Annotated in this window: 18 protein-coding genes; 3 read left to right on the forward strand and 15 right to left on the reverse strand. The window is 33.1% G+C overall.

Annotated elements, in window-relative coordinates:
• The first annotated feature begins 346 nt into the window (after positions 1-346).
• The gene (locus QO200_RS15740; protein ID WP_371541902.1) at positions 347-1,279 is read left to right on the forward strand and encodes a sterol desaturase family protein; all 933 of its coding nucleotides are present in this window, start codon (positions 347-349) and stop codon (positions 1,277-1,279) included.
• A 317-nt stretch (positions 1,280-1,596) separates the two neighbouring features.
• Here QO200_RS15740 and QO200_RS15745 read toward each other — a convergent pair whose 3' ends face one another.
• The 11 genes from QO200_RS15745 to QO200_RS15795 form a co-directional block, all read right to left on the reverse strand.
• Positions 1,597-2,640 carry a putative zinc-binding metallopeptidase gene (locus QO200_RS15745; RefSeq protein ID WP_371541906.1) on the reverse strand — a complete coding sequence of 348 codons (1,044 nt, stop codon included), beginning with the start codon at positions 2,638-2,640 and terminating at the stop codon, positions 1,597-1,599.
• Positions 2,641-2,680: 40 nt separating this feature from the next.
• Positions 2,681-3,526 (reverse strand): transglutaminase N-terminal domain-containing protein, encoded by an 846-nt coding sequence (locus QO200_RS15750; protein WP_371541909.1) that lies wholly within the window; start codon positions 3,524-3,526, stop codon positions 2,681-2,683.
• A gap of 157 nt (positions 3,527-3,683) precedes the next feature.
• Positions 3,684-4,649, reverse strand: a complete 966-nt coding sequence (locus QO200_RS15755; RefSeq protein ID WP_371541911.1) for an alpha-E domain-containing protein — start codon at positions 4,647-4,649, stop codon at positions 3,684-3,686.
• Positions 4,650-4,662: 13 nt separating this feature from the next.
• A complete protein-coding gene (locus QO200_RS15760; protein ID WP_371541914.1) occupies positions 4,663-6,102 on the reverse strand; it encodes a circularly permuted type 2 ATP-grasp protein in 1,440 nt (479 codons plus the stop codon).
• A gap of 741 nt (positions 6,103-6,843) precedes the next feature.
• Entirely contained in the window at positions 6,844-7,899 is a 1,056-nt protein-coding gene (locus QO200_RS15765; RefSeq protein WP_371541917.1) for an NAD(P)-dependent alcohol dehydrogenase, read from the reverse strand.
• A 123-nt stretch (positions 7,900-8,022) separates the two neighbouring features.
• Positions 8,023-9,117 carry an alkene reductase gene (locus QO200_RS15770; RefSeq protein WP_371541919.1) on the reverse strand — a complete coding sequence of 365 codons (1,095 nt, stop codon included), beginning with the start codon at positions 9,115-9,117 and terminating at the stop codon, positions 8,023-8,025.
• Between the two features lie 368 nt (positions 9,118-9,485).
• Positions 9,486-9,692 carry a hypothetical protein gene (locus QO200_RS15775; protein ID WP_371541922.1) on the reverse strand — a complete coding sequence of 69 codons (207 nt, stop codon included), beginning with the start codon at positions 9,690-9,692 and terminating at the stop codon, positions 9,486-9,488.
• A gap of 15 nt (positions 9,693-9,707) precedes the next feature.
• Positions 9,708-9,959, reverse strand: coding sequence for a hypothetical protein (locus QO200_RS15780; RefSeq protein ID WP_371541924.1), 252 nt, complete (start codon positions 9,957-9,959; stop codon positions 9,708-9,710).
• 129 nt (positions 9,960-10,088) lie between these two features.
• Positions 10,089-11,096 carry a zinc-binding alcohol dehydrogenase family protein gene (locus tag QO200_RS15785; RefSeq protein WP_371541927.1) on the reverse strand — a complete coding sequence of 336 codons (1,008 nt, stop codon included), beginning with the start codon at positions 11,094-11,096 and terminating at the stop codon, positions 10,089-10,091.
• Between the two features lie 90 nt (positions 11,097-11,186).
• Positions 11,187-11,861, reverse strand: coding sequence for an NAD(P)H-dependent oxidoreductase (locus QO200_RS15790; protein ID WP_371541929.1), 675 nt, complete (start codon positions 11,859-11,861; stop codon positions 11,187-11,189).
• Between the two features lie 552 nt (positions 11,862-12,413).
• Positions 12,414-13,781 (reverse strand): NAD-dependent succinate-semialdehyde dehydrogenase, encoded by a 1,368-nt coding sequence (locus tag QO200_RS15795; RefSeq protein ID WP_371541931.1) that lies wholly within the window; start codon positions 13,779-13,781, stop codon positions 12,414-12,416.
• Positions 13,782-14,378: 597 nt separating this feature from the next.
• On the opposite strand from QO200_RS15795, the gene QO200_RS15800 reads away from it, so the two are divergent.
• Positions 14,379-14,810 carry a peptidylprolyl isomerase gene (locus QO200_RS15800; protein WP_371541933.1) on the forward strand — a complete coding sequence of 144 codons (432 nt, stop codon included), beginning with the start codon at positions 14,379-14,381 and terminating at the stop codon, positions 14,808-14,810.
• A gap of 370 nt (positions 14,811-15,180) precedes the next feature.
• Here the strand turns inward: QO200_RS15800 and QO200_RS15805 are convergent, their stop codons facing one another.
• Complete coding sequence (locus tag QO200_RS15805) at positions 15,181-15,609, reverse strand: Lrp/AsnC family transcriptional regulator (protein ID WP_371541935.1); 429 nt, start codon at positions 15,607-15,609, stop codon at positions 15,181-15,183.
• A gap of 104 nt (positions 15,610-15,713) precedes the next feature.
• Between QO200_RS15805 and QO200_RS15810 the strand changes: the two genes are divergently transcribed.
• Positions 15,714-16,433: a TSUP family transporter gene (locus tag QO200_RS15810; protein WP_371541938.1), complete on the forward strand. Its 720-nt coding sequence runs from the start codon at positions 15,714-15,716 to the stop codon at positions 16,431-16,433.
• A gap of 573 nt (positions 16,434-17,006) precedes the next feature.
• On the opposite strand, the gene QO200_RS15815 is transcribed toward QO200_RS15810, so the two are convergent.
• The 3 genes from QO200_RS15815 to QO200_RS15825 form a co-directional block, all read right to left on the reverse strand.
• Positions 17,007-17,456: a DUF6789 family protein gene (locus tag QO200_RS15815; protein ID WP_371541941.1), complete on the reverse strand. Its 450-nt coding sequence runs from the start codon at positions 17,454-17,456 to the stop codon at positions 17,007-17,009.
• 114 nt (positions 17,457-17,570) lie between these two features.
• Entirely contained in the window at positions 17,571-18,158 is a 588-nt protein-coding gene (locus QO200_RS15820; RefSeq protein ID WP_371541943.1) for an RNA polymerase sigma factor, read from the reverse strand.
• Positions 18,159-18,232: 74 nt separating this feature from the next.
• Positions 18,233-18,697, reverse strand: coding sequence for a hypothetical protein (locus QO200_RS15825; protein WP_371541946.1), 465 nt, complete (start codon positions 18,695-18,697; stop codon positions 18,233-18,235).
• Positions 18,698-18,974 lie beyond the last annotated feature (277 nt).

Genomic DNA, 18,974 nt, shown 5'->3' on the forward strand with positions numbered 1-18,974 from the left:
TTTTCTGTCTTTAAACTTTAAATTTATCATTCTAAAGAAAGTTCTCTTTTACTAATTTGTTGATATACCGTCGAATTATGATGCGGTGTTTATTACGACGGATACTATTTATAATTGACAAGACTGGTCAGATCTCTAAATATAAAATGTTTTACGATGAGGCGGCACAGTTAAGATAAAATAAAGTCTATTGCTTAAATAATATTTAAAACGTAATTTAACGTTAAACAAACTATAAAATGTTTTACGATGATGCGGCAGTTAAGATAAAATAAAGTATATTGCTTAAATAATATTTAGAACGTATTTTAACGTTAAACAAACTTATTTAAACTACTACCACTAAATGGATTTTACGAACCCGTTAGTTTATGGAGTTCCTTGTTTTTTGGGCTTTATCGCTATAGAGCTTACCTACAGCAAAACTTTTGATGACAAACAATTATATAAATGGAAAGACTTATTCTCAAGTTTATCGCTTGGAATAGGATCTGCGGTAGTCGGTGCGCTTATAAAAACAGTAGCCGTAATATTTGTTTTTAATTTTGCCTATGATTTCTTCAACCCCATAGTAGATGGTGTTCGTATGAATATAATGGGCTGGGAATCTTTTGGATATGCATGGTACATTTGGTTATTTTGTATGCTCTTAGATGATTTTTCTTATTACTGGTTCCATCGACAAAATCACATGGTCCGCTTTTTATGGGCAGCACATATTGTACATCATTCTTCAGATAATTTTAATTTGGGTACAGCCGTTCGAAATGGTTGGTTCACTATTTTTTATAAACCCTTTTTTTATGTTTGGATTGTGATCATTGGTTTTCCGCCAGAAATGCTTGTTGTTTGTATGGCTATTGAAGCTCTATGGCAATTCCAACTGCATACACAGTATATAAAAAAAATGGGGTTTATAGAAAAATTTCTAAATACCCACACCATGCATCAAGTTCACCATGCACGCAATATTGAATATATGGATAAAAACCATGGTGGCTTCCTAAATGTTTTTGATAGAATTTTTGGAACTTGGAAAGAACTAGATGATTCTATAGCTATAGAATACGGGGTTTCTGTACCTCCAGACTCTTATAATCTATATATTATCTTAACCAATGAGTACAAAAATATTTGGGAAGACATGAAAAAATCAAAAAATTGGTATCACAAGTTCAAGTATATTTTCGGCGCTCCTGGCTGGAGTCATGATGGGAGCACTCTTACTGTAAAGCAAATGAGATACGAAATAGCAAAAACATCTAAGAGTAGTATTTAAAAGGCAGCTACTACTCTACTACCTAAAATATCTTAATACAAATTTTTGATTTAGTCTAAAAACTCCATCATTTCTCGTAGTCAAATTTGCATGAGGGATAGTAGTGGTATCCTTTTATGGAGCTTGCGGAATAAAAAATATAGCGAATAGCCCGGCCCGAAAGTAACGAGGAGGAACGACGAAGTTATCTGACGGGACATGCTCAAAAAACAAAAATTATCATTTACATACTTTATAGTCTTATAATTATAGTTTTAATATGGTAATCAAACACTTAAGGGTGTTTAATTAAAAATGAAATTGTTTTGCTGATTGCCCTATCGTTTTGGTAATAGTATTTTATGAATAAACTTCATTTTTTCAACCATATTCGGTGTAATAATGAATGGATAAACATCAGGAATTCCCATTGCTCTATTGATGCTATTGACGGCAAATGATAAAGGAATACAAGTCTCTATAATCACATCAAAATTTTCTACAGTATAAGGGTCGAAAGAAACGTTAGCTTTCATAGTGTTTGACGGATTGATTGGCTTTACATTTAAACCAAAAAAATAGGCTGTTTCTAGCATATCCATAATATGGAGATAGTGTGCCCAAGTTTCTGCCCAATCTTCCCAAGGATGTGATGTAGCATACTTGCTTACAAATGACTTTTGCCAATCTGCGGGAGCACCTTCCTTGTAATGCTTCTGTAAAGCATCAGCATAACTCACTTGTTCGTCTCCAAAAATGGCTCTAAACTCGGTTAATAGCTGCTCGTTAGTATATATTAAGCGATCCCAGAAATAGTGACCTACCTCATGTCTAAGATGACCAATCAATGTACGATAAGGTTCTAGAAATTGCTTTCGCATTTGCTCTCTTAGCGCAGAGTCTGCTTCTCTTAAAAGGATAGTAATAACTCCGTCTGCGTGACCTGTCATTAGATCAGGGTCGTTTTGTTTTACAACAAAGTCGAAACACAATCCTTCGTCATTGATCATTTTACTTGGCAGTGGTAGCCCAATTTTTTGAAGTTGATAAATCAAGCGGTGCTTTGCAATTTCAAGATTTTTCCATTTTTCAAAATTTTCTGTATCGGAAAGATTTGGTATTGTTCTGTTTAGCTGGCAAGCATGACAAAATTCTTCAGGTGAATTCTTCTCAATTAGCCAGTTACAAACGTTGTATTCTTTATTCTTACAATACTTATACTCAATGTGCTTCTGATCAGAAATCAAAGATATACCCAGCGGGTCGAAGGTCAGCATCTTGCGGTCTTCATCTCTAAAACCTGATAAATGCCCGCAATTTTCACAAGTATAACTTTCGAAAAATAGAGATTGAGCACAATGACCACATTGAAATATTTTCATATATTTAATTTTGTTGTAAAAATAAGCATATGATTGTCATTTACTTATATTTTTCTATTGAAAGTTGGGTTTCTAATTTAGAAGTTGCACTACCTCGAATACCTCCAGAGACTGGCATTGTGTTTTCGAAGTGCGCACTTGAAGCAATCGGGAAATGCGTATTTCCTGTAAGAATACCGTGACTTGGATCTAAACCTAGCCAACCAATTCCTGGTAAAAAGACCTCCACCCAGGCATGTAGTTCATAAGCGGGGTGGATCATGTCAAAATAATAGTAACCACTAACAAAACGTGCAGCGATTCCAAACTGTCTTAACAGGTTTATTTGCATCCATGACAAATCTCGGCAAGATCCTCTTTTTATTGTAAAGGTTTCGTCTGGTTTTAATGGTGATCCTACTTCTCTATATTCAACACTAAAATCGTCATGTAATTGTTTATTCAGATTTGTTAAAAACGAAATCGTATTAAAATTAGATTCTTTTAAAATGGCTGTTCCGTAATCAAGTAATTCTTGTGAGATGAGTTGGCCTTCTAACGTAGAAAAAAGTAATTTTTTCTGCAATTCATCATATTGTAATGGTAGTTGATTAGAGTGTAGTGGATAAATTAGGAAATCAAAAGGGTTAAAGTCCTTCGTTTCCAGAATGGTTGTTGACGTAATTGTTAATTGGTTCGTCATCCCTTCAAACCAACAAAAATCTACTACATTATTTTCTTCATCTTGTACTACCCTATGCCCTGTCGGTTCTGGCAGAATCGTTATTGAATAATCTGTTACATCGACATAAGTTGTTTCTCTTGGTCGGAACCTCAAATAATGTGGTTCCAGAAACACTTCTGAATTAAACAAATAGACTGTATTATGAGTAATCTTAAATTTCATTGGTTGATTCTAATTTTTAGTATTCTAATACTTTGGTACAATTAATTTTTAAGGATTAGTTCTCGATACCTGCCCGTGGCAAACAGGTATTTTTTTTCATTTCATTCCACAAAATGCACTCGAACTGACGATTTTAAAAACTAAACAGCTAGAGATTCTATTTTACTTCTGAGTAATCAGTTTGTATCACAAAAAACGAGTTGTAAATAGCTGAAGATATTTTATTTAACTTTCCTTGGATCTCATCCAGATACTCATGCATGCCTTTATCTATAATGTCATTAATGTCAATATATTCCAATTGCGATCTTAGGGCGCCTAATTGTTTTTGTGCGTCATTACTAAAGCCAACAGCACTACCAGACAACGTAATAAGTGATTGCTCAGCAATTAGTAGACAAGCAAGTATAGATCTAGGAAATTCTCTATCTAGAATCAAAAACTCTGCAATGCAGGAAGGCGATAGCTTTCCGTATTTTTTTCTATACATATCATAAGCACTTACTGATTTTAAAAGGGCTGCCCATTGTATTAAATCTATCGACGATCCAACTTCCGTAGGAGAGTCTAATAAAAGATGGTATTTAGCGTCTAGTACTCTTGATGTTTTATCTGCACGTTCTAAAACTTGTCCCAATTTACCAAAATTCCAACCTTCATTTCTAGATATGGTAGAATCATACATCCCGTAAACTAATTGACATCCGTTTTTTATGTGGGTAAAAAAATTTCTAATATTTACATCTAAACATTGTTTTTTGTCTTGACCGTCTTTCACTAAAAAATAAAGGGCATTGATTTGCTCCCACACTTCTTTTGTGATTTCGGTTCTTACCGCACGAGCATTTTCTCTTGCGTTTAAAATACAATTGTAAATTGAGTTTGGATTTCTTTCTTCAAAAGTCAGAAAGTAGATGACTTTCGTTTTTTCTACTTTCGAATTAAGCGATTGATACAATTCCCAATCTCCTGTAATAACGACCAGTGGTTGCCATTGCTGCATTTCATTAGGTGGTAATTCCAATGATAAATTAAAGTTAACATCCATAAAACGAGCATAATTTTCTGCACGTTCTAAATACCTATTCATCCAATATATTGTGTTTGCTACTCTTCCAAGCATAATTTTTTTAATTTTAATTGTTTAATATCCAAGTATCTTTACTTCCTCCCCCTTGGGACGAATTGACAACGATTGAGCCTTTTTTTAGCGCCACACGCGTTAATGCTCCTGGAATAATTTTTATACTATCTTCTCCATATAACGCATAGGGTCTTAAATCTACATGACGTCCTTCAATCGTGTCCTCAGTCAAAGTTGGCACTCTGGAAAGGTTAATCATCGGTTGTGCAATATAATTTCTTGGATTGTGTTTTATTTTTGCAATAAATTCTTGTTGCTCTTTTTTAGTAGATTTTGGACCTATAAGCATTCCATAACCACCTGAAGCATCCGTTTGTTTCACCACTAAATTATGAATATTTTCAATAACATATTTACGATCGGCTTCTTCATCACAAATATAGGTTTGTACATTTGGTATAATCATCTCTTCACCTAAGTAATATTTGATGATTCGAGGAATATAAGCATAAACTGCTTTGTCATCTACAACGCCTGATCCAGGTGCATTAACTAGTACTACGTTTCCTTTTAGATAGGCTTTAAATAATCCAGGAGTTCCTAATACAGAATTTTTATTAAATGCTAGTGGGTCAATAAATTCATCATCCACACGACGATAAATAACATCCACACGTTGCAAACCAGCGGTGGTTATCATAAACACGACATCGTCTTTTACAATTAAATCTTTACCTTCTACTAACTCCGCACCCATTTGTTGCGCTAAATAAGAATGCTCAAAATAGGCCGAATTAAAAATACCTGGAGTTAATACAACAACGTTAGGTTTTTCAACATCAGTAAGTGATTCTAACGTATCTCTTAAAATGTGTGTGTAATTATACACAGGCTTTACTCCTAGTTTTTTGAATAGTTCAGGAAATGTTCTTTTTAGAATTTCTCTGTTTTCAAGCATGTAAGAAACTCCCGAAGGACATCTTAGATTGTCTTCAAGTACATAATATTGTCCGTCACCACCTTTGATTAAGTCAGAACCAGTAATGTGACACCAAATGTCTTTTGGAGGTGTAAATCCTTGTAATTGTTTTAAATAAGAAGCGCTGGATAAAATTAATTCCTTTGGGATAATTTTATCTTTGATGACTTTTTGGTCATTATAAATATCCTGTATAAACAAATTTAATGCTCTAATACGTTGCTCCAAGCCTTTTTCTAAGTGCGTCCATTCTGTATTATCAATTATTCTAGGAATAATATCTAAATGAAGAATTCGCTCTACACCTTGATTGTCGTCATACACATTAAAGGTCATTCCTAATGATAGTTGGGCTCTATCAGTAGCATGTTGAAGGCTTTGTAGCTTCTTGTGACTCACTTTTTGGAGCCGTTCTAAAAATAACTTATAATTGGGCCGAACGTTATTATTTTCATCAAACATTTCGTCATAATACCCTTTGGTATCGTATTCTGATAAATTTAACTTTAACATGAAAAATAGTGAATTTATTCCTTTTTTAAAACATCTTTTACTTGCTTTTTTAACCGCAAATAAAGTTTAATTTTGAATTAAAAAGAGGATTGGTTTTTTTAAAAAAAATTATAACAAACTAGAAAAGTACTAGATTTATATTCCTCAATATACGAATAATATACTATAAAATCTTACAAATATGAAGTTAAATGTTATTTTAATTGTTATAAAATTAAATATCTCACACACTTTTTATCTGTAAAATGCTTTTAATCAAATGGTTGTTTACTTTCTTTTGTGTAATTAGAAAAGACACCTATTATTTTGTATTATGTAAGTAAATAAGTATCTAACGTCCCAAATAAGTACTAATATATTTTTTTATCGCAACGCTCCGACTCTATTATTAGAGCCAATTTTGAAGACAACTTCGGTAGCAAGTTTTGTTTAAAAATGCATTTTGGACCTTATATATTAAATCCAGAAATACGCTTATTTGATTGCTGTTTTTTTTAGCCTTTCTACAAACCTCTATTTTTAGGGATAAAAAGTTTCTGACGGTTGCTTTCACTTTTTGTTGTTTAAACTAAAAAAGTCCCAAAGCTTTTATACTTTGGAACTAATAAATTAAGATTTTTATGAAATCTTATGTCTATAAAATTTTCACCAAATGCTTACCGCTGTCGCTTAGTTGAAAAAAAAACAGCATCTAAAGTGAATTTAGATGCTGTTTTAAAACTAGTAAATAAAAAGACTCTTTTATTTAAGTGATTTCATATCAATTACAAATCTGTATTTTACATCATTGCTTGTAACACGATCATAAGCTTTGTTTATATCTTGTATGTTGATCAATTCAATATCACTTGTAATATTATGTTTTCCACAGAAATCTAACATTTCTTGTGTTTCTTTAATACCACCAATTAAAGAACCAGCGATACGCTTACGTCCCATAATGATATTTCCTCCGTTAAATGGTTTTAAAGGTTCTACTGCTCCAACTAAAACCATTGTCGCATCAATTTTCAATAGTCCTAAATACGGATCCATCTCATGCCCTACAGGAATGGTGTTCAAGATAAAATCGAAGCTGTTTTGATGCTTTTTCATTTCTTCAGCATCTTTAGATACTAAAACTTCATGAGCTCCTAAACGTTTAGCATCTTTTCCTTTTTCTGGAGATGTTGTAATCATTACTACATGTGCACCTAAAGCATGTGCAAATTTAACTCCCATATGGCCTAAACCTCCTAAACCTACAATACCTACTTTATCTCCTGCTTTAACTTTCCAGTGGCTTAGTGGAGACCAAGTTGTAACTCCTGCGCATAATAAAGGTGCGGCTGCTGCTTCGTCAAGATTTTCTGGGATGCGCAATACAAATTTTTCATCCACAACTACTGATGTAGAGTAACCTCCGTAAGTTTCTTTACCTTCAATGTGCTTATCTGGACTGTTGTAAGTGAATGTTGCTCCTTCTTCACAAAATTGCTCTAAGTCTTTTTGACAAGAAGAACATGTTTGACAAGAGTCTACTAAACAGCCTACTCCTACTAAATCTCCTACTTTATAACTGCTAACTCCATCACCAACTTCAACAACACGACCAACTATCTCGTGTCCAGGAACCACTGGATATGTTGATCCGTGCCATTCGTTTCTAACAGTATGTATATCACTATGACAAACCCCACAGTACGTAATATCAATTTTCACATCGTCTTTCCCTACTGCTCTTCTTTCTATATTTAAAGGTATTAAATCCTCTGTTGGTGCCGTTGCACCGTATGCTTTAACTGTAGTTGTAGCCATTTTTATTTATTTTAAAGTTTAATTTATATTTAATTCTTTAGATGCAGAACTTAATTAATTAGCTCTGTATGCTAATAAAGTGTTCTACATCAAATTTTTGTCATTCTCTTTCTAGAAAACCTTTTATTTTGAAACTGTTGGGTAATCCGTATATCCTTTAGCTCCTGGTGTGTAAAAAGTATCTTGATCCCAAGCTGCCATTGCTAAGTTATTTTCAAAACGCTCTACTAAATCTGGATTAGAGATGTATAATTTACCATAAGCAACTAAATCAGCATTCCCTTCTTCAATTACTTTATTTCCTTTTTCTTGATCAAAATTAGAGTTAATCATTAATGTTCCGTTATATAAAGGACGGAAATGTTTAGCGATTTCTTTAACTGCGTATGGTATCGCTGAAACATCAGTAAATGGTTCCGACAAATGTACGTAAGCTAAATTATAATTATTTAATTTTTTAATGATGTACTCAAATGTAGGGATTGTTTCTTCATCCATAGTCATACCAAACATACCATTTAATGAAGGGTTAAAACGCGCTCCAATATTTTCTTGTGGCATCACTTCTTTAATAGCATCCAAAACTTCAAAAAAGAAACGGCATCTGTTTTCAATACTCCCACCGTATTCATCTGTTCTTAAATTTGAAGTCCCATTAAAAAATTGGTGGAACAAATAACCATTTGAGGAATGTATTTCAACTCCGTCAAAACCTGCTTTTACAGCATTTGCAGCAGCATTTTGAAAATCTTTTACCGTAGTTTTAATATCTTCAATAGTCATTGCTTTAGGCGTAACCGTATCTTTGAATCCTTCTGGAGTAAATGATTTAGAGTGTGGGTTTATAGCAGAAGCTGATAAAGGCAAGGCTCCATTGTGAAAATCAGGATGAGACATACGACCTACATGCCATAACTGAATAAAGATTTTTCCATCTTTATCATGCACACGTTTCGTTACTTTTTTCCAACCTGCTACTTGCTCTTCTGAATAAATACCTGGAGTATTAATATAACCTACCGCGGCAGTAGACACTTGAGAGCCTTCTGAGATAAGTAAACCAGCTGATGCACGTTGCTCGTAATATAAACCATGTAGATCATCTGTAGGTACGTGACCTGGATTACTTGCTCTACTTCGCGTCATGGGTGCCATGACAACTCTGTTGTTTAAGTTAATATTTTTATTATATGGTGTTACTAGCTGTTGCTTGTTCATTTATGTTTAATTAAAAATTAATACAAACAAAATTACAGTACCACATTACCAATATCATTGACCTAGATCAATTAGTATTTATTTAACTTTTTTGCAACAGTAACAAAATGCGCTTAAAAATAGAAAAAGCCACAATAAAATAGTGGCTTTTTCTTAATATCAATCAATTCTAAAATTATCCAAATGAAACCTCTTTTACAATAGCAGTAAGTCTAAAAAATGTAAATTGGTTTTATAGATTGGTTTTACTATTATTTAACAAGCATAATTTTAAGTATTTATAAATCAATTGTTTATGTATATAAATTTAAATAATTGTAATGTCATGACTTCTATGATAAAACTTAGAATGACGATTTATTTTAATTTTATTTACTTTTTTTAAAATAATCAGGAAGCTCTTTTGACAACCAATCTTCACGTACAAGTACGTGTACGTCTAAATCTACGGTTTGCTCCAATGCCCAAAATTCATGTGGTACGTTTTCTGGAAACACAATTACCTCTCCTGCTCCTATTTCTACAAATACTTCTTTACCGTCTATAACGGTCTTAATTTTAACTTTACCTGACATAATATAGGTAATTTACTAGTTTGGGTGTTTATGCCACGGCATGTGCGCTCCTTTTTCTAGGTTAAAAATAGTCATTTGCCCTTTTTCTCCGTGGAACCACTTGCGCTGAATTCCTTCACCAATAGTTTCTAATTTCATTTTATCAAAATTAAAATGTTGCACTTTTGAGGTTGCAACAGAATCTATGGTCTTTACTAGTGCATTTACTGTATTGCTAGTAAGTATTGCCGTTAAGGCTAATGCTGCTATCGTTATTTTAAAATTCATTTTGTTGTTTTATTTAAATCAGCTATTGCTGATTCATTTCAAAAAAAGTCAGTTTAGTTTATCTCGAAATGGTTTCGAAATAAACTAAACTGACGAAATCTTTAATTGAAAATTATTGCTTTATATGAATTAAAATCCTTCTAAAACTATTTTTCCTTTTGCTTTTCCCGTTTCTAAGAAAGCATGTGCTTTACGTAAGTTTTCAGCGTTTATTGTACCAAAATTTTCTCCTAAAGTTGTTTTTATTACCCCAGCATCTATAAGTTTAGACGCTTCGTTCAAAATGTTGTGTTGCTGTTGTATGTCTGCTGTTTGAAACATAGAACGAGTAAACATAAATTCGATATGTGTAGAAACTGCTTTATGTTTAAAAGGCATTACGTTAAAAGATTTTGGGTCGTCTATAAAACCAAATTTACCTTGTGGCTTGATAACTTTCACGATTTCTTCTGCATGCTCTTCAGTACCATTTAAACTCACTGTGTAATCTGGAGCGGGAAGATTGTATTTTTCAAATTCTTCGCTTAGTTTGTTTCTATGGTTTATTACTGTATCAGCTCCTAATTCTTTTAACCAGGCTGTAGTTTCTTCGCGGGAAGCGGTGCCAATAATATTCAATTTTGTCAATTTTTTAGCTAATTGTACTAAAATCGAACCCACACCACCGGCAGCACCAATAACTAAAATTGATTTGCTAGCATCATCCTTAGCAACTTGAAGCCTATCAAACAACATCTCCCAAGCGGTTAGTGTTGTCAATGGTAACGCAGCAGCTTCAGCATACGATAAACTAGAAGGTTTTTTCCCCACTATTCGTTCGTCTACAATTTGGTATTGCGCATAACTTCCTTGACGTGTTATATCTCCTGCGTACCAAACTTCGTCTCCCACCTCAAATAAAGTTACGTCTTCACCGACCTCTTTTACAATTCCGGTAGCGTCCCAACCAATTACTTTCCAGGCATCACCTTCTGCAGCTACATTAGCACGTACTTTATAATCGGCTGGATTAACTGATATGGCTTTGATCTCTACTAGAATATCTTTTCCATGTGCTTTTGGCATATCTAAAAATATGTCTTGTAATGATTTAACATCTTCTATCGGAAGATTCTCTTTATATCCTATTGCTTTCATCTTTTAGTCATTTATGTTTAAAATATATTCAAAAAGTAACCTTCGAAACTGAAAAATAATTATTTTTTTTACTTTTAAAACAGTTATTTATTACTTCCAAGTTACAATGTCTTCTATGTTTCTTCTTGATTTACCAAATTCTGGATCTGCTTTTCTGTATCCAAAAGCAACCATAAATGATAAACCATATTTGTCAGTATCAACACCAAACTTTTCTCTCAATAAAGCTTCTGCTTTCTCTTGGTGAAAACCTTCAATAGGACAACTATCAATACCTGTTAAAGCAGCAGCAGTCATCATGTTTCCTAAAGCGATATACGTTTGTTTAGAAGACCAATCGAATAATTTTTTATCGGTATCCAAGTCAAAATCGCGTTGTTGAAACTCTCTATAAAACTTAGAAAACATTTCAATCACTTCCGCAGGTAATTTTTTAACATCTTTCATCATAGACATGATGTAATCTGAATCCCATTTCACCATTGGTGCTTTCATTGACAAACCTAAAACAAAATGGCTAGCAGTATCTAATTTTAAAGGCGCTCCCCAAGCAACGGGCTTTAACAATTCGCGCAATGCTGCATCCTGAACAACAATAAAATGCCAGGGCTCAAAACCAAAAGAACTTGGTGATAATCGTGCTGTTTCTAAGATAAATTTGATGTCATCATCTGAAATAATTTTAGTAGCGTCAAATTCTTTAGTAGCATGTCTAAAGTTGAATGCGTTGATAATATCTTGTTTTGCGATGTTTGGTGTGCTCATGTTCTATTTGTTAAAAGTTGTTTTATTTATCTGGGTGCAAAGATAAAGCCAGAACACAGTTCTTTTAAGGTAATAAAAAAGGCAATTTATGTACTTTTAAAGGTTTTTATACTTTAATATAGCCTTTGTTAATGATTATTATATAGTTTTACTCCAAAACAACATTATTATGGAGTTTTAGAAGGTTATAAACCTTTTGTAATACAATAGGTACACAATACGATCACTGAAATCGCTGATGAATGGGGCTCTACAGATGTGAGTCCTCTATCGAAAGCGTTTAAATCCTATGTGGGTAAATCGCTTGGGGAGTTTAAAAATGAAGGGGGAGTATTTGCTTTTAAAACGTACTGCTTGTGCTAGTTAATTGATTTGTTTCCAGGTTCTATTTGAAAACAACTAAGCCCTCCCTCCTATAATGCCTAATATAAGCGTTCTATTGACAATGTAGAAGGGAAGTACTATTTACTGAGCCCTAAATCTGTGAAAGACAACTTTTTTTTTGCCACAGATTCAAAAATTTATAAAAATTATTGTTTAATATTTTTACTTTTAGTCAATCCAAATCGTTTTTGTATTTACAAACTCACGAATTCCATAAGCAGCTAATTCTCTTCCGTAACCACTATTTTTAATTCCGCCAAAAGGTAATCTTGGATCAGAAACCACCAATTTATTTACAAAGCTGCTTCCTGCTTCCAGTTGTAATGCTAATTTTTCTCCGCGTTCTCTATTTTTTGTTAACACGCCAGAACCCAAACCAAATTGAGAATTGTTTGCTAGTTCAACAGCATGTGCATCATCTTTTGCTCGAATTACGGAGGCTACAGGACCAAATAATTCGTTATCAAAAGCTTCCATCCCAGGTGTTAGATCACCCAATATGCTTGCAGGATAATAAGCCCCTTTTCCTTCGGGGATTACTCCTCCAAGAACCAAACGGCCTCCTTGTTCTATAGTCTTCTTTAGCTGTTCGTGCAATTCATCTCTTAAATCTATCCTTGCCATTGGCCCGTAATAGGAATCTTCACTAGTGGGCTCGCCCATTTTTGCCGCTTTCATTTTCTTAGTAAATAATGCTAGAAATTCGTCATATATTTCATCCAGAACAACAAATCTTTTTGCTGCAATACAGGTTTGCCCATTGTTTTGTAGTCGGCCCAAAGTAGCTAAATCAGTTGCTTCTTCGAGATCTACGTCGTCCAGAATAATATAGGCATCACTCCCTCCCAGTTCCATTACCGTTTTCTTTAAGTTTTGTCCTGCAATTGAGGCAATCGAACGTCCAGCAGCGTCGCTTCCAGTAAGTGTAATGGCTGCAATATTTTTATCTTCGATTACTGTTTTTACCTCTTTGGCATCAATATTTAAATTCATAAAAACCCCTTTTGGAAATCCTGCCTTAATAAAAGCATCTTCAATCGCAAAGGCACACCCTTGAACATTAGAAGCGTGTTTTAAAACTCCGGTGTTTCCTGCCATTAAAGCCGGAATAGCAAAGCGAATGGCCTGATAGAACGGAAAATTCCATGGCATTACGGCTAGAATCACTCCAATGGGCTGAAAGGTTACATAACTTTTTGTCGCCTCTGTTTTTACGGTTTCATTAGCTAATAAGCTACTTGCATTTTCTGCATAATATCGACAAATCCAAGCGCATTTTTCAATCTCTTTGCGGGACTGTCCAATTACTTTACCCATTTCTTGGGTTGCCAGTTGTGCATATTCTTCGTTGTTTTCATCAAGGATATCAGCTAATGCATACATAAATGTAGCACGTTCCTCAAATGATTTTTGTTTCCAAAGATGATATTCCTTTTTTGACGCTGCAATTATTTCGAGTGCTTCACTACTTGTAATTCGGTCATATTCCCCTATTTTTTCTCCCGTTGCCGGATTGATGCTTATAGTCTTTGCCATTGTTTCTGTTTTTAAGTCTTTACTGCTTTTTGTTAGCATAAAGTATAAAAGTACTAAAAAGGCAGGCAAAAATTATTCGCATTTGGTTTAATTTAGGATAGTTCTTATGCCTTTTTGCTACGAAATACTTAGTCGTTTTGTTCTGTAGTCTCGTTTCATAGAATAAATTCGACAATTGCTTGTGATCTGTCAGCTAGACAATTTAAAATTTTATTATTGTTTGCTATAAATTATAAATTAATGACGCGTAACCTAAGGTCGAGATGATAAAGTAATCATAAGCATAAATCGAGGCCAAAGGTTGAACATACAGAGTAATTAGAGACTGAATATCGAAGTACTGTCAGGACTGTCATGCTTTTTATGGAATTCTAGAGACCGCTTTAGAGTTAAAAAATGGCAATATAATTCACAAATCGTTGTTTATTTACTTGTTTATAGAAGAATAAGTTGTCAAATTGGTCTTTATTCCAAAGTATTTCTCTTTATAGGTTCTTTGGCGTGGTTTTGGCGCATAAGAAAACGTAAGTTTAAATATAAATACGAAGAGGGTAAAAATTACGCAAATTGTATTTTTTAAAATTAAAAAAAAATTTTATGATTCAAGTTAGAGAGAATAACACAGTTAAGGTACATTACGTAGGAAAGTTATCAGATGGTCAAGTTTTTGATACTTCAGAAGGAAAAGAACCTTTAGAGTTTACTTTAGGACAAGGAAAATTGATTCCCGGATTTGAAAAAGGGCTAATCGATATGAAATTAAATGAGAAAAAAACAATTACAATTTCAAAAGAGGATGCTTACGGTGAATCTCGCGAAGATTTAATTCAAGAAGTAGATAAAAGCCAGCTTCCTGAAGATATTACACCTGAAATTGGAATGGGACTTGTTTCTAAATCTTCTGATGGAAACGAAATGAATTTACTAATCGTTGAAGTTAAAGAAGCGACTATCGTAATTGACGGTAATCATCCTTTAGCAGGAAAAGAGTTGATTTTTGATCTTGAAGTAGTTGATATTCAAGGATAAGAAAAACAATAGTTTGATTAAAGCCTGACAGATAACTCTTTATTTGTCAGGCTTTTTTTTTTGCTTTTTCTTTTTTGAGTTAGAACAAATATCACATTATTTTATTTATTCCAACGGCCTTAACATCTGCAGTGGAGCATAAAATGTTTGAAGAATACGTAAAAAAAAGTTCTTTAAACGTAGCTAGTCCTGTCTTTTTTAGTGTTCGAAAATTAATTTAACCAACGAGCCTATATAGACATAAAATCTAATATTCACGAAATATATAATTAAATAGAGGTTGTTACTTAAAAAAAAACATCTTTTCTTAGTCGATACAAACATAGGATGACAAGTTTGTCGTTATATTTTTTTGCCGTAGTTTTAAAAGTCAGATAATATTAGAACTTCTTAAATCAGATAAAATTAAGTGCGTTGTTGGTTCACCATAAACCAGTAAGCGGTCAATGAATTTTTGTAAATGCAATTGATCAACTAAAACCACTTTCATAAATATATTATGCGTTCCGGTAATCCTATTGATTTCACCTATTTCTGGAAATTCATTCAACTGCTTGCAAAAGGTATTTAGTTTTCCACTAAACAACTTAAACATAATAAAAACCTCTAAGCCATAACCCAATTTTTGATTGTTGAGCGATAATTTATAGCCTTTTATTATTTCATTGTCTTCCAGTTTTTGGATACGTTCTCGCACCGAAGATGGCGAAAGTCCTATTTGTTTTCCAATATCTACATATGATGCTCTTGCATTAATCTCTAATTGTGCTATTATCTTTAAATCTATTGTATCAACCATTAAAAAAGTTTTTAAGCCGAAAAATAGCATTTTATTATGGATAAAGACTATTTTATCGATGGAATAAATTTCAAGAATACTTCATCTAATAGTAATTTTGTGCTATGGATACAACATTATTATTACTTATCATTGGGATATTTACAGGATTTTTTATTCAAACGATTATTGGGTTTGCTGGTGCCTTAATTGCTTTGCCTTTTTTATTGTGTGTAATGCCGTTAGCTGAGGCTGTGTCTTATATTTCGATTTTTTATTTAATCTCCACTCCTATTTATGTTTATAAAGAATGGGAAGATATTGATAAAACCTTACTCAAAAAACTAGCAATTTCTTCGTTTTTTGGAGTTCTTGTTGGCATAATAGTTTTGATTTATGGCAAACCACTTTTTCTAAAAAAGGCTTTGGGTGTTTTTGTGATACTATTTGTTCTGAACAGTTTACGAACTAAAAAGCCGAGCATGAATTTGGGGAGAATCAAGGGTGTTTTTGGTTTTCTAGGCGGTTTTTTCTCTGGACTATTTTCTACTGGTGGCCCTTTGTACGTGATGATTGTACAAAGTGAAACTACTGATGTAAAGACTTTTAGAGCTACTATGTTTGGTACTTTGGGATTAGTAACGCTAATGCGAATACCAGTTTTGATAGCAACTGGTTTAATGACGATGGACCAAGTCTATAATGCTATTTATGTATTGCCTTTTTTTATACTCGCCTTATTTTTAGGCAAAAAAGTCTATTTGAAACTCAATGACGTACTAATTAAAAAAATCATATTAGGACTACTATTTTTATCCGGAATTATGTTAGTGTTAAATAATTAACGGCTAATATAATTTGATTTGAGAAACAAAATCAAAATAGGATTTCTAGGCCTATTTCAGTTTTTGACTCCCTTATTTTGTGAGTTCATAGTGAATTAAAGTCATTCTTGATCTATTGGTATAGGATAGTATGATAGTCTGTTAACTACATTTTTATCAGTGGTAAAATCATTTATTCCGTCGCAAGAAATTCTTCATGTATTCTAATATTTTCATTTATGTTCTAAAATTTTTAAATTTATTTATATGCTTTCTAGTATATCGTATTTCTATCTATTGATTCATAAGGTTTCAAATAAGATTTTGCAAAATGGCTTTGGACTCGTTGCACTCGAACAGTTAGAAGTACCGCTGTTTAAATTTTGCATAAATAGTAAAGTGGGGACAGAAATACTCCATTTAGTACTTCTGTCCCCATAGTGATGAACCTTTTTTTTAACTAATTTTATTTGTTCGTTAGCCAAAAATATACGGCAAGCCCGAGCATTAAAATAGTCTTTATGTTGCACCAAGTCAGTTTGAACGTTTGGTGTTATTCGATGGCAATTATTTGTTTTGCAGTTCATAGATTCGTTAATTAGTTTCACAAGACTTGTCTGCACAATAGGCGTTGCCTACTGTTTTAGCAACTGCCATTCCAAAAATAATATGTCCCATTAAACCACCTATTAGCTTTAGTATCATAGGGCCTTCCACTTCCGGCATTGGCATCATTGCTCCCATTATCGCCATCATTATTTGGGCAAATACAAATGCAATAACTCCAAATATGGCTCCTTTTAAATAAACGTTGCTAATTTTCCATTTGAAAATGCACAAATAGGTGTACGCAAATGCAAAAACAATTCCTATCATGAAGTGCATTATCCAGCCTACAAACATGGGCATTCCTAGCGCTCCTGAAAGCATGGATGGTGGTGACACTTTTGGCATTCCTATCATTGCTGAAATCATCATTACTGCGGTCATTATCACTGTACCAATAATCCCTGCTAAAACTGATTTTTGAATTTTTGTATTCATAATTTAATGGTTTAAAGTTTTTAATTCAATTTATAAATAATTGTTGCTATTAGTAGCTAACTATACCTTTATACCATAAGTTTGAAAAAATCACCCAATCAAATAAACTATTTTTCAAATTTCTTTTTTATCGTCCTGCTCTTTTACTTTTCTAATTTGCTCAACGCACTTATGTTTTTGATTTTGAGCATTGTGTTTATTGGAATAGCCGTATTCTTTTTGGATTTGTTCAATGGCTTTTTCCTTGAAAAACATATCGTGAATTAATCCTTGGCAATGTTTAGTTATTTTATGCATGTAGTTTTGAAGTTTGTCAGCATAAGACTTTTCATTATCGATGGCAAGATTTATTTCTTCATAAAATTTATTGTCGTGTATGTCATTGAATTCAGTTGTACGGTAAGCAGTTCTTAATCTTTTGAGCCAAAGATTTTTAGAAATTGCCATTATGTATGTTTTTATTGAGGCTGTCAATATAAAATTATCTTGTCGTAGTTTCTCAATTAAAACAAGCATAGTATCCTGAAAAACATCTTCGGCATCGTCAGACCTACCGCTATTGTTTAGTACAAAACGATTTACCATTCCGAAATACTCTTTGTAGAGTTGGCCAAATGCGTTGTTGTTTTCGTCTTTTAAGTCTGTTAATATTTCTGTTATCATTAGTTGAATTACTGTCTGTTTGTTGTTAGGAAAGTTCATTTTCTACTCAAGCCTAAATACGGTAAAACGCGTATTAGAGATCCGGTTTTGCTTCACATTGAATGCTGTAAAACTCAATATTTAATTTCTAAATTTAGTTGTTTTCCTGCGCCTAATGCGTTTTGATCCAATTTTGCACCAACGGCCATTCCTATCACCATGCCAATAGGTAACCCTACTCCAAGTAAGCCCATATTACCAACGCTTAATCCAAAAACAACTCCAATGGGCACTCCAAATGCGGACATTCCAACGGCCAACCAAAGAGTCCTATAATAGTTTTTTGGAACGATTTTAAATTCTTTTTCAACTTGTTTTAAAATTTTCGTTTGCTTCTGTTTTACAAGTTTTCTTAATTTATCTTCTGTAAGTAAGGAAGCGTTTAATTCTTCAACCTCGTTATTAATAGTTTTTACACTACTTTGAGATAACTCCTTCTTGTTCAATTCTTTTAGAAGTTCTCCAAACTGCAAATAAATTTTATGTAATTTGGTATCGCCAGAGATAACTGGCCTTTCTTTTAGTTCAATTATATTCATATTATTTATTAGTTTTTAAGCTAACCGCTACCGTTTATGTGCTATGATTTTTCTCTCCATCGCATTTTTGTCAGCAAGCAGATAATGTCGAAATGAGGATAAATATATAAAGGTAATTCGTTATTTATCAAATTGTTGTCAATAGTTGTTCTTCTTTGTAATTGGTTTTTAGTATTTCTAAAAAGTCAAAACATTTGAACAGCTGGATTCAAGTTACTAATGCAACTTTTTGGTTAAACATATAATTTGGTGTTTCAAAATTAAATCTTTTTCTCGG

This window comes from Flavobacterium sp. Arc3, from assembly GCF_041431375.1.
Taxonomy (GTDB): Bacteria; Bacteroidota; Bacteroidia; order Flavobacteriales; family Flavobacteriaceae; genus Flavobacterium.

Bases quoted from the DNA above. Each gene is read 5' to 3' on its own strand.
- QO200_RS15750 (WP_371541909.1), bottom strand. From the start codon at position 3,526: ATGAAATTTAAGATTACTCATAATACAGTCTATTTGTTTAATTCAGAA.
- QO200_RS15820 (WP_371541943.1), bottom strand. From the start codon at position 18,158: ATGAACTTTCCTAACAACAAACAGACAGTAATTCAACTAATGATAACA.
- QO200_RS15745 (WP_371541906.1), bottom strand. From the start codon at position 2,640: ATGAAAATATTTCAATGTGGTCATTGTGCTCAATCTCTATTTTTCGAA.
- QO200_RS15825 (WP_371541946.1), bottom strand. From the start codon at position 18,697: ATGAATATAATTGAACTAAAAGAAAGGCCAGTTATCTCTGGCGATACC.
- QO200_RS15775 (WP_371541922.1), bottom strand. From the start codon at position 9,692: ATGTCAGGTAAAGTTAAAATTAAGACCGTTATAGACGGTAAAGAAGTA.
- QO200_RS15790 (WP_371541929.1), bottom strand. From the start codon at position 11,861: ATGAGCACACCAAACATCGCAAAACAAGATATTATCAACGCATTCAAC.
- QO200_RS15805 (WP_371541935.1), bottom strand. From the start codon at position 15,609: ATGGTTGATACAATAGATTTAAAGATAATAGCACAATTAGAGATTAAT.
- QO200_RS15755 (WP_371541911.1), bottom strand. From the start codon at position 4,649: ATGCTTGGAAGAGTAGCAAACACAATATATTGGATGAATAGGTATTTA.
- QO200_RS15815 (WP_371541941.1), bottom strand. From the start codon at position 17,456: ATGAATACAAAAATTCAAAAATCAGTTTTAGCAGGGATTATTGGTACA.
- QO200_RS15800 (WP_371541933.1), top strand. From the start codon at position 14,379: ATGATTCAAGTTAGAGAGAATAACACAGTTAAGGTACATTACGTAGGA.
- QO200_RS15765 (WP_371541917.1), bottom strand. From the start codon at position 7,899: ATGGCTACAACTACAGTTAAAGCATACGGTGCAACGGCACCAACAGAG.
- QO200_RS15770 (WP_371541919.1), bottom strand. From the start codon at position 9,117: ATGAACAAGCAACAGCTAGTAACACCATATAATAAAAATATTAACTTA.
- QO200_RS15810 (WP_371541938.1), top strand. From the start codon at position 15,714: ATGGATACAACATTATTATTACTTATCATTGGGATATTTACAGGATTT.
- QO200_RS15780 (WP_371541924.1), bottom strand. From the start codon at position 9,959: ATGAATTTTAAAATAACGATAGCAGCATTAGCCTTAACGGCAATACTT.
- QO200_RS15760 (WP_371541914.1), bottom strand. From the start codon at position 6,102: ATGTTAAAGTTAAATTTATCAGAATACGATACCAAAGGGTATTATGAC.
- QO200_RS15740 (WP_371541902.1), top strand. From the start codon at position 347: ATGGATTTTACGAACCCGTTAGTTTATGGAGTTCCTTGTTTTTTGGGC.
- QO200_RS15785 (WP_371541927.1), bottom strand. From the start codon at position 11,096: ATGAAAGCAATAGGATATAAAGAGAATCTTCCGATAGAAGATGTTAAA.
- QO200_RS15795 (WP_371541931.1), bottom strand. From the start codon at position 13,781: ATGGCAAAGACTATAAGCATCAATCCGGCAACGGGAGAAAAAATAGGG.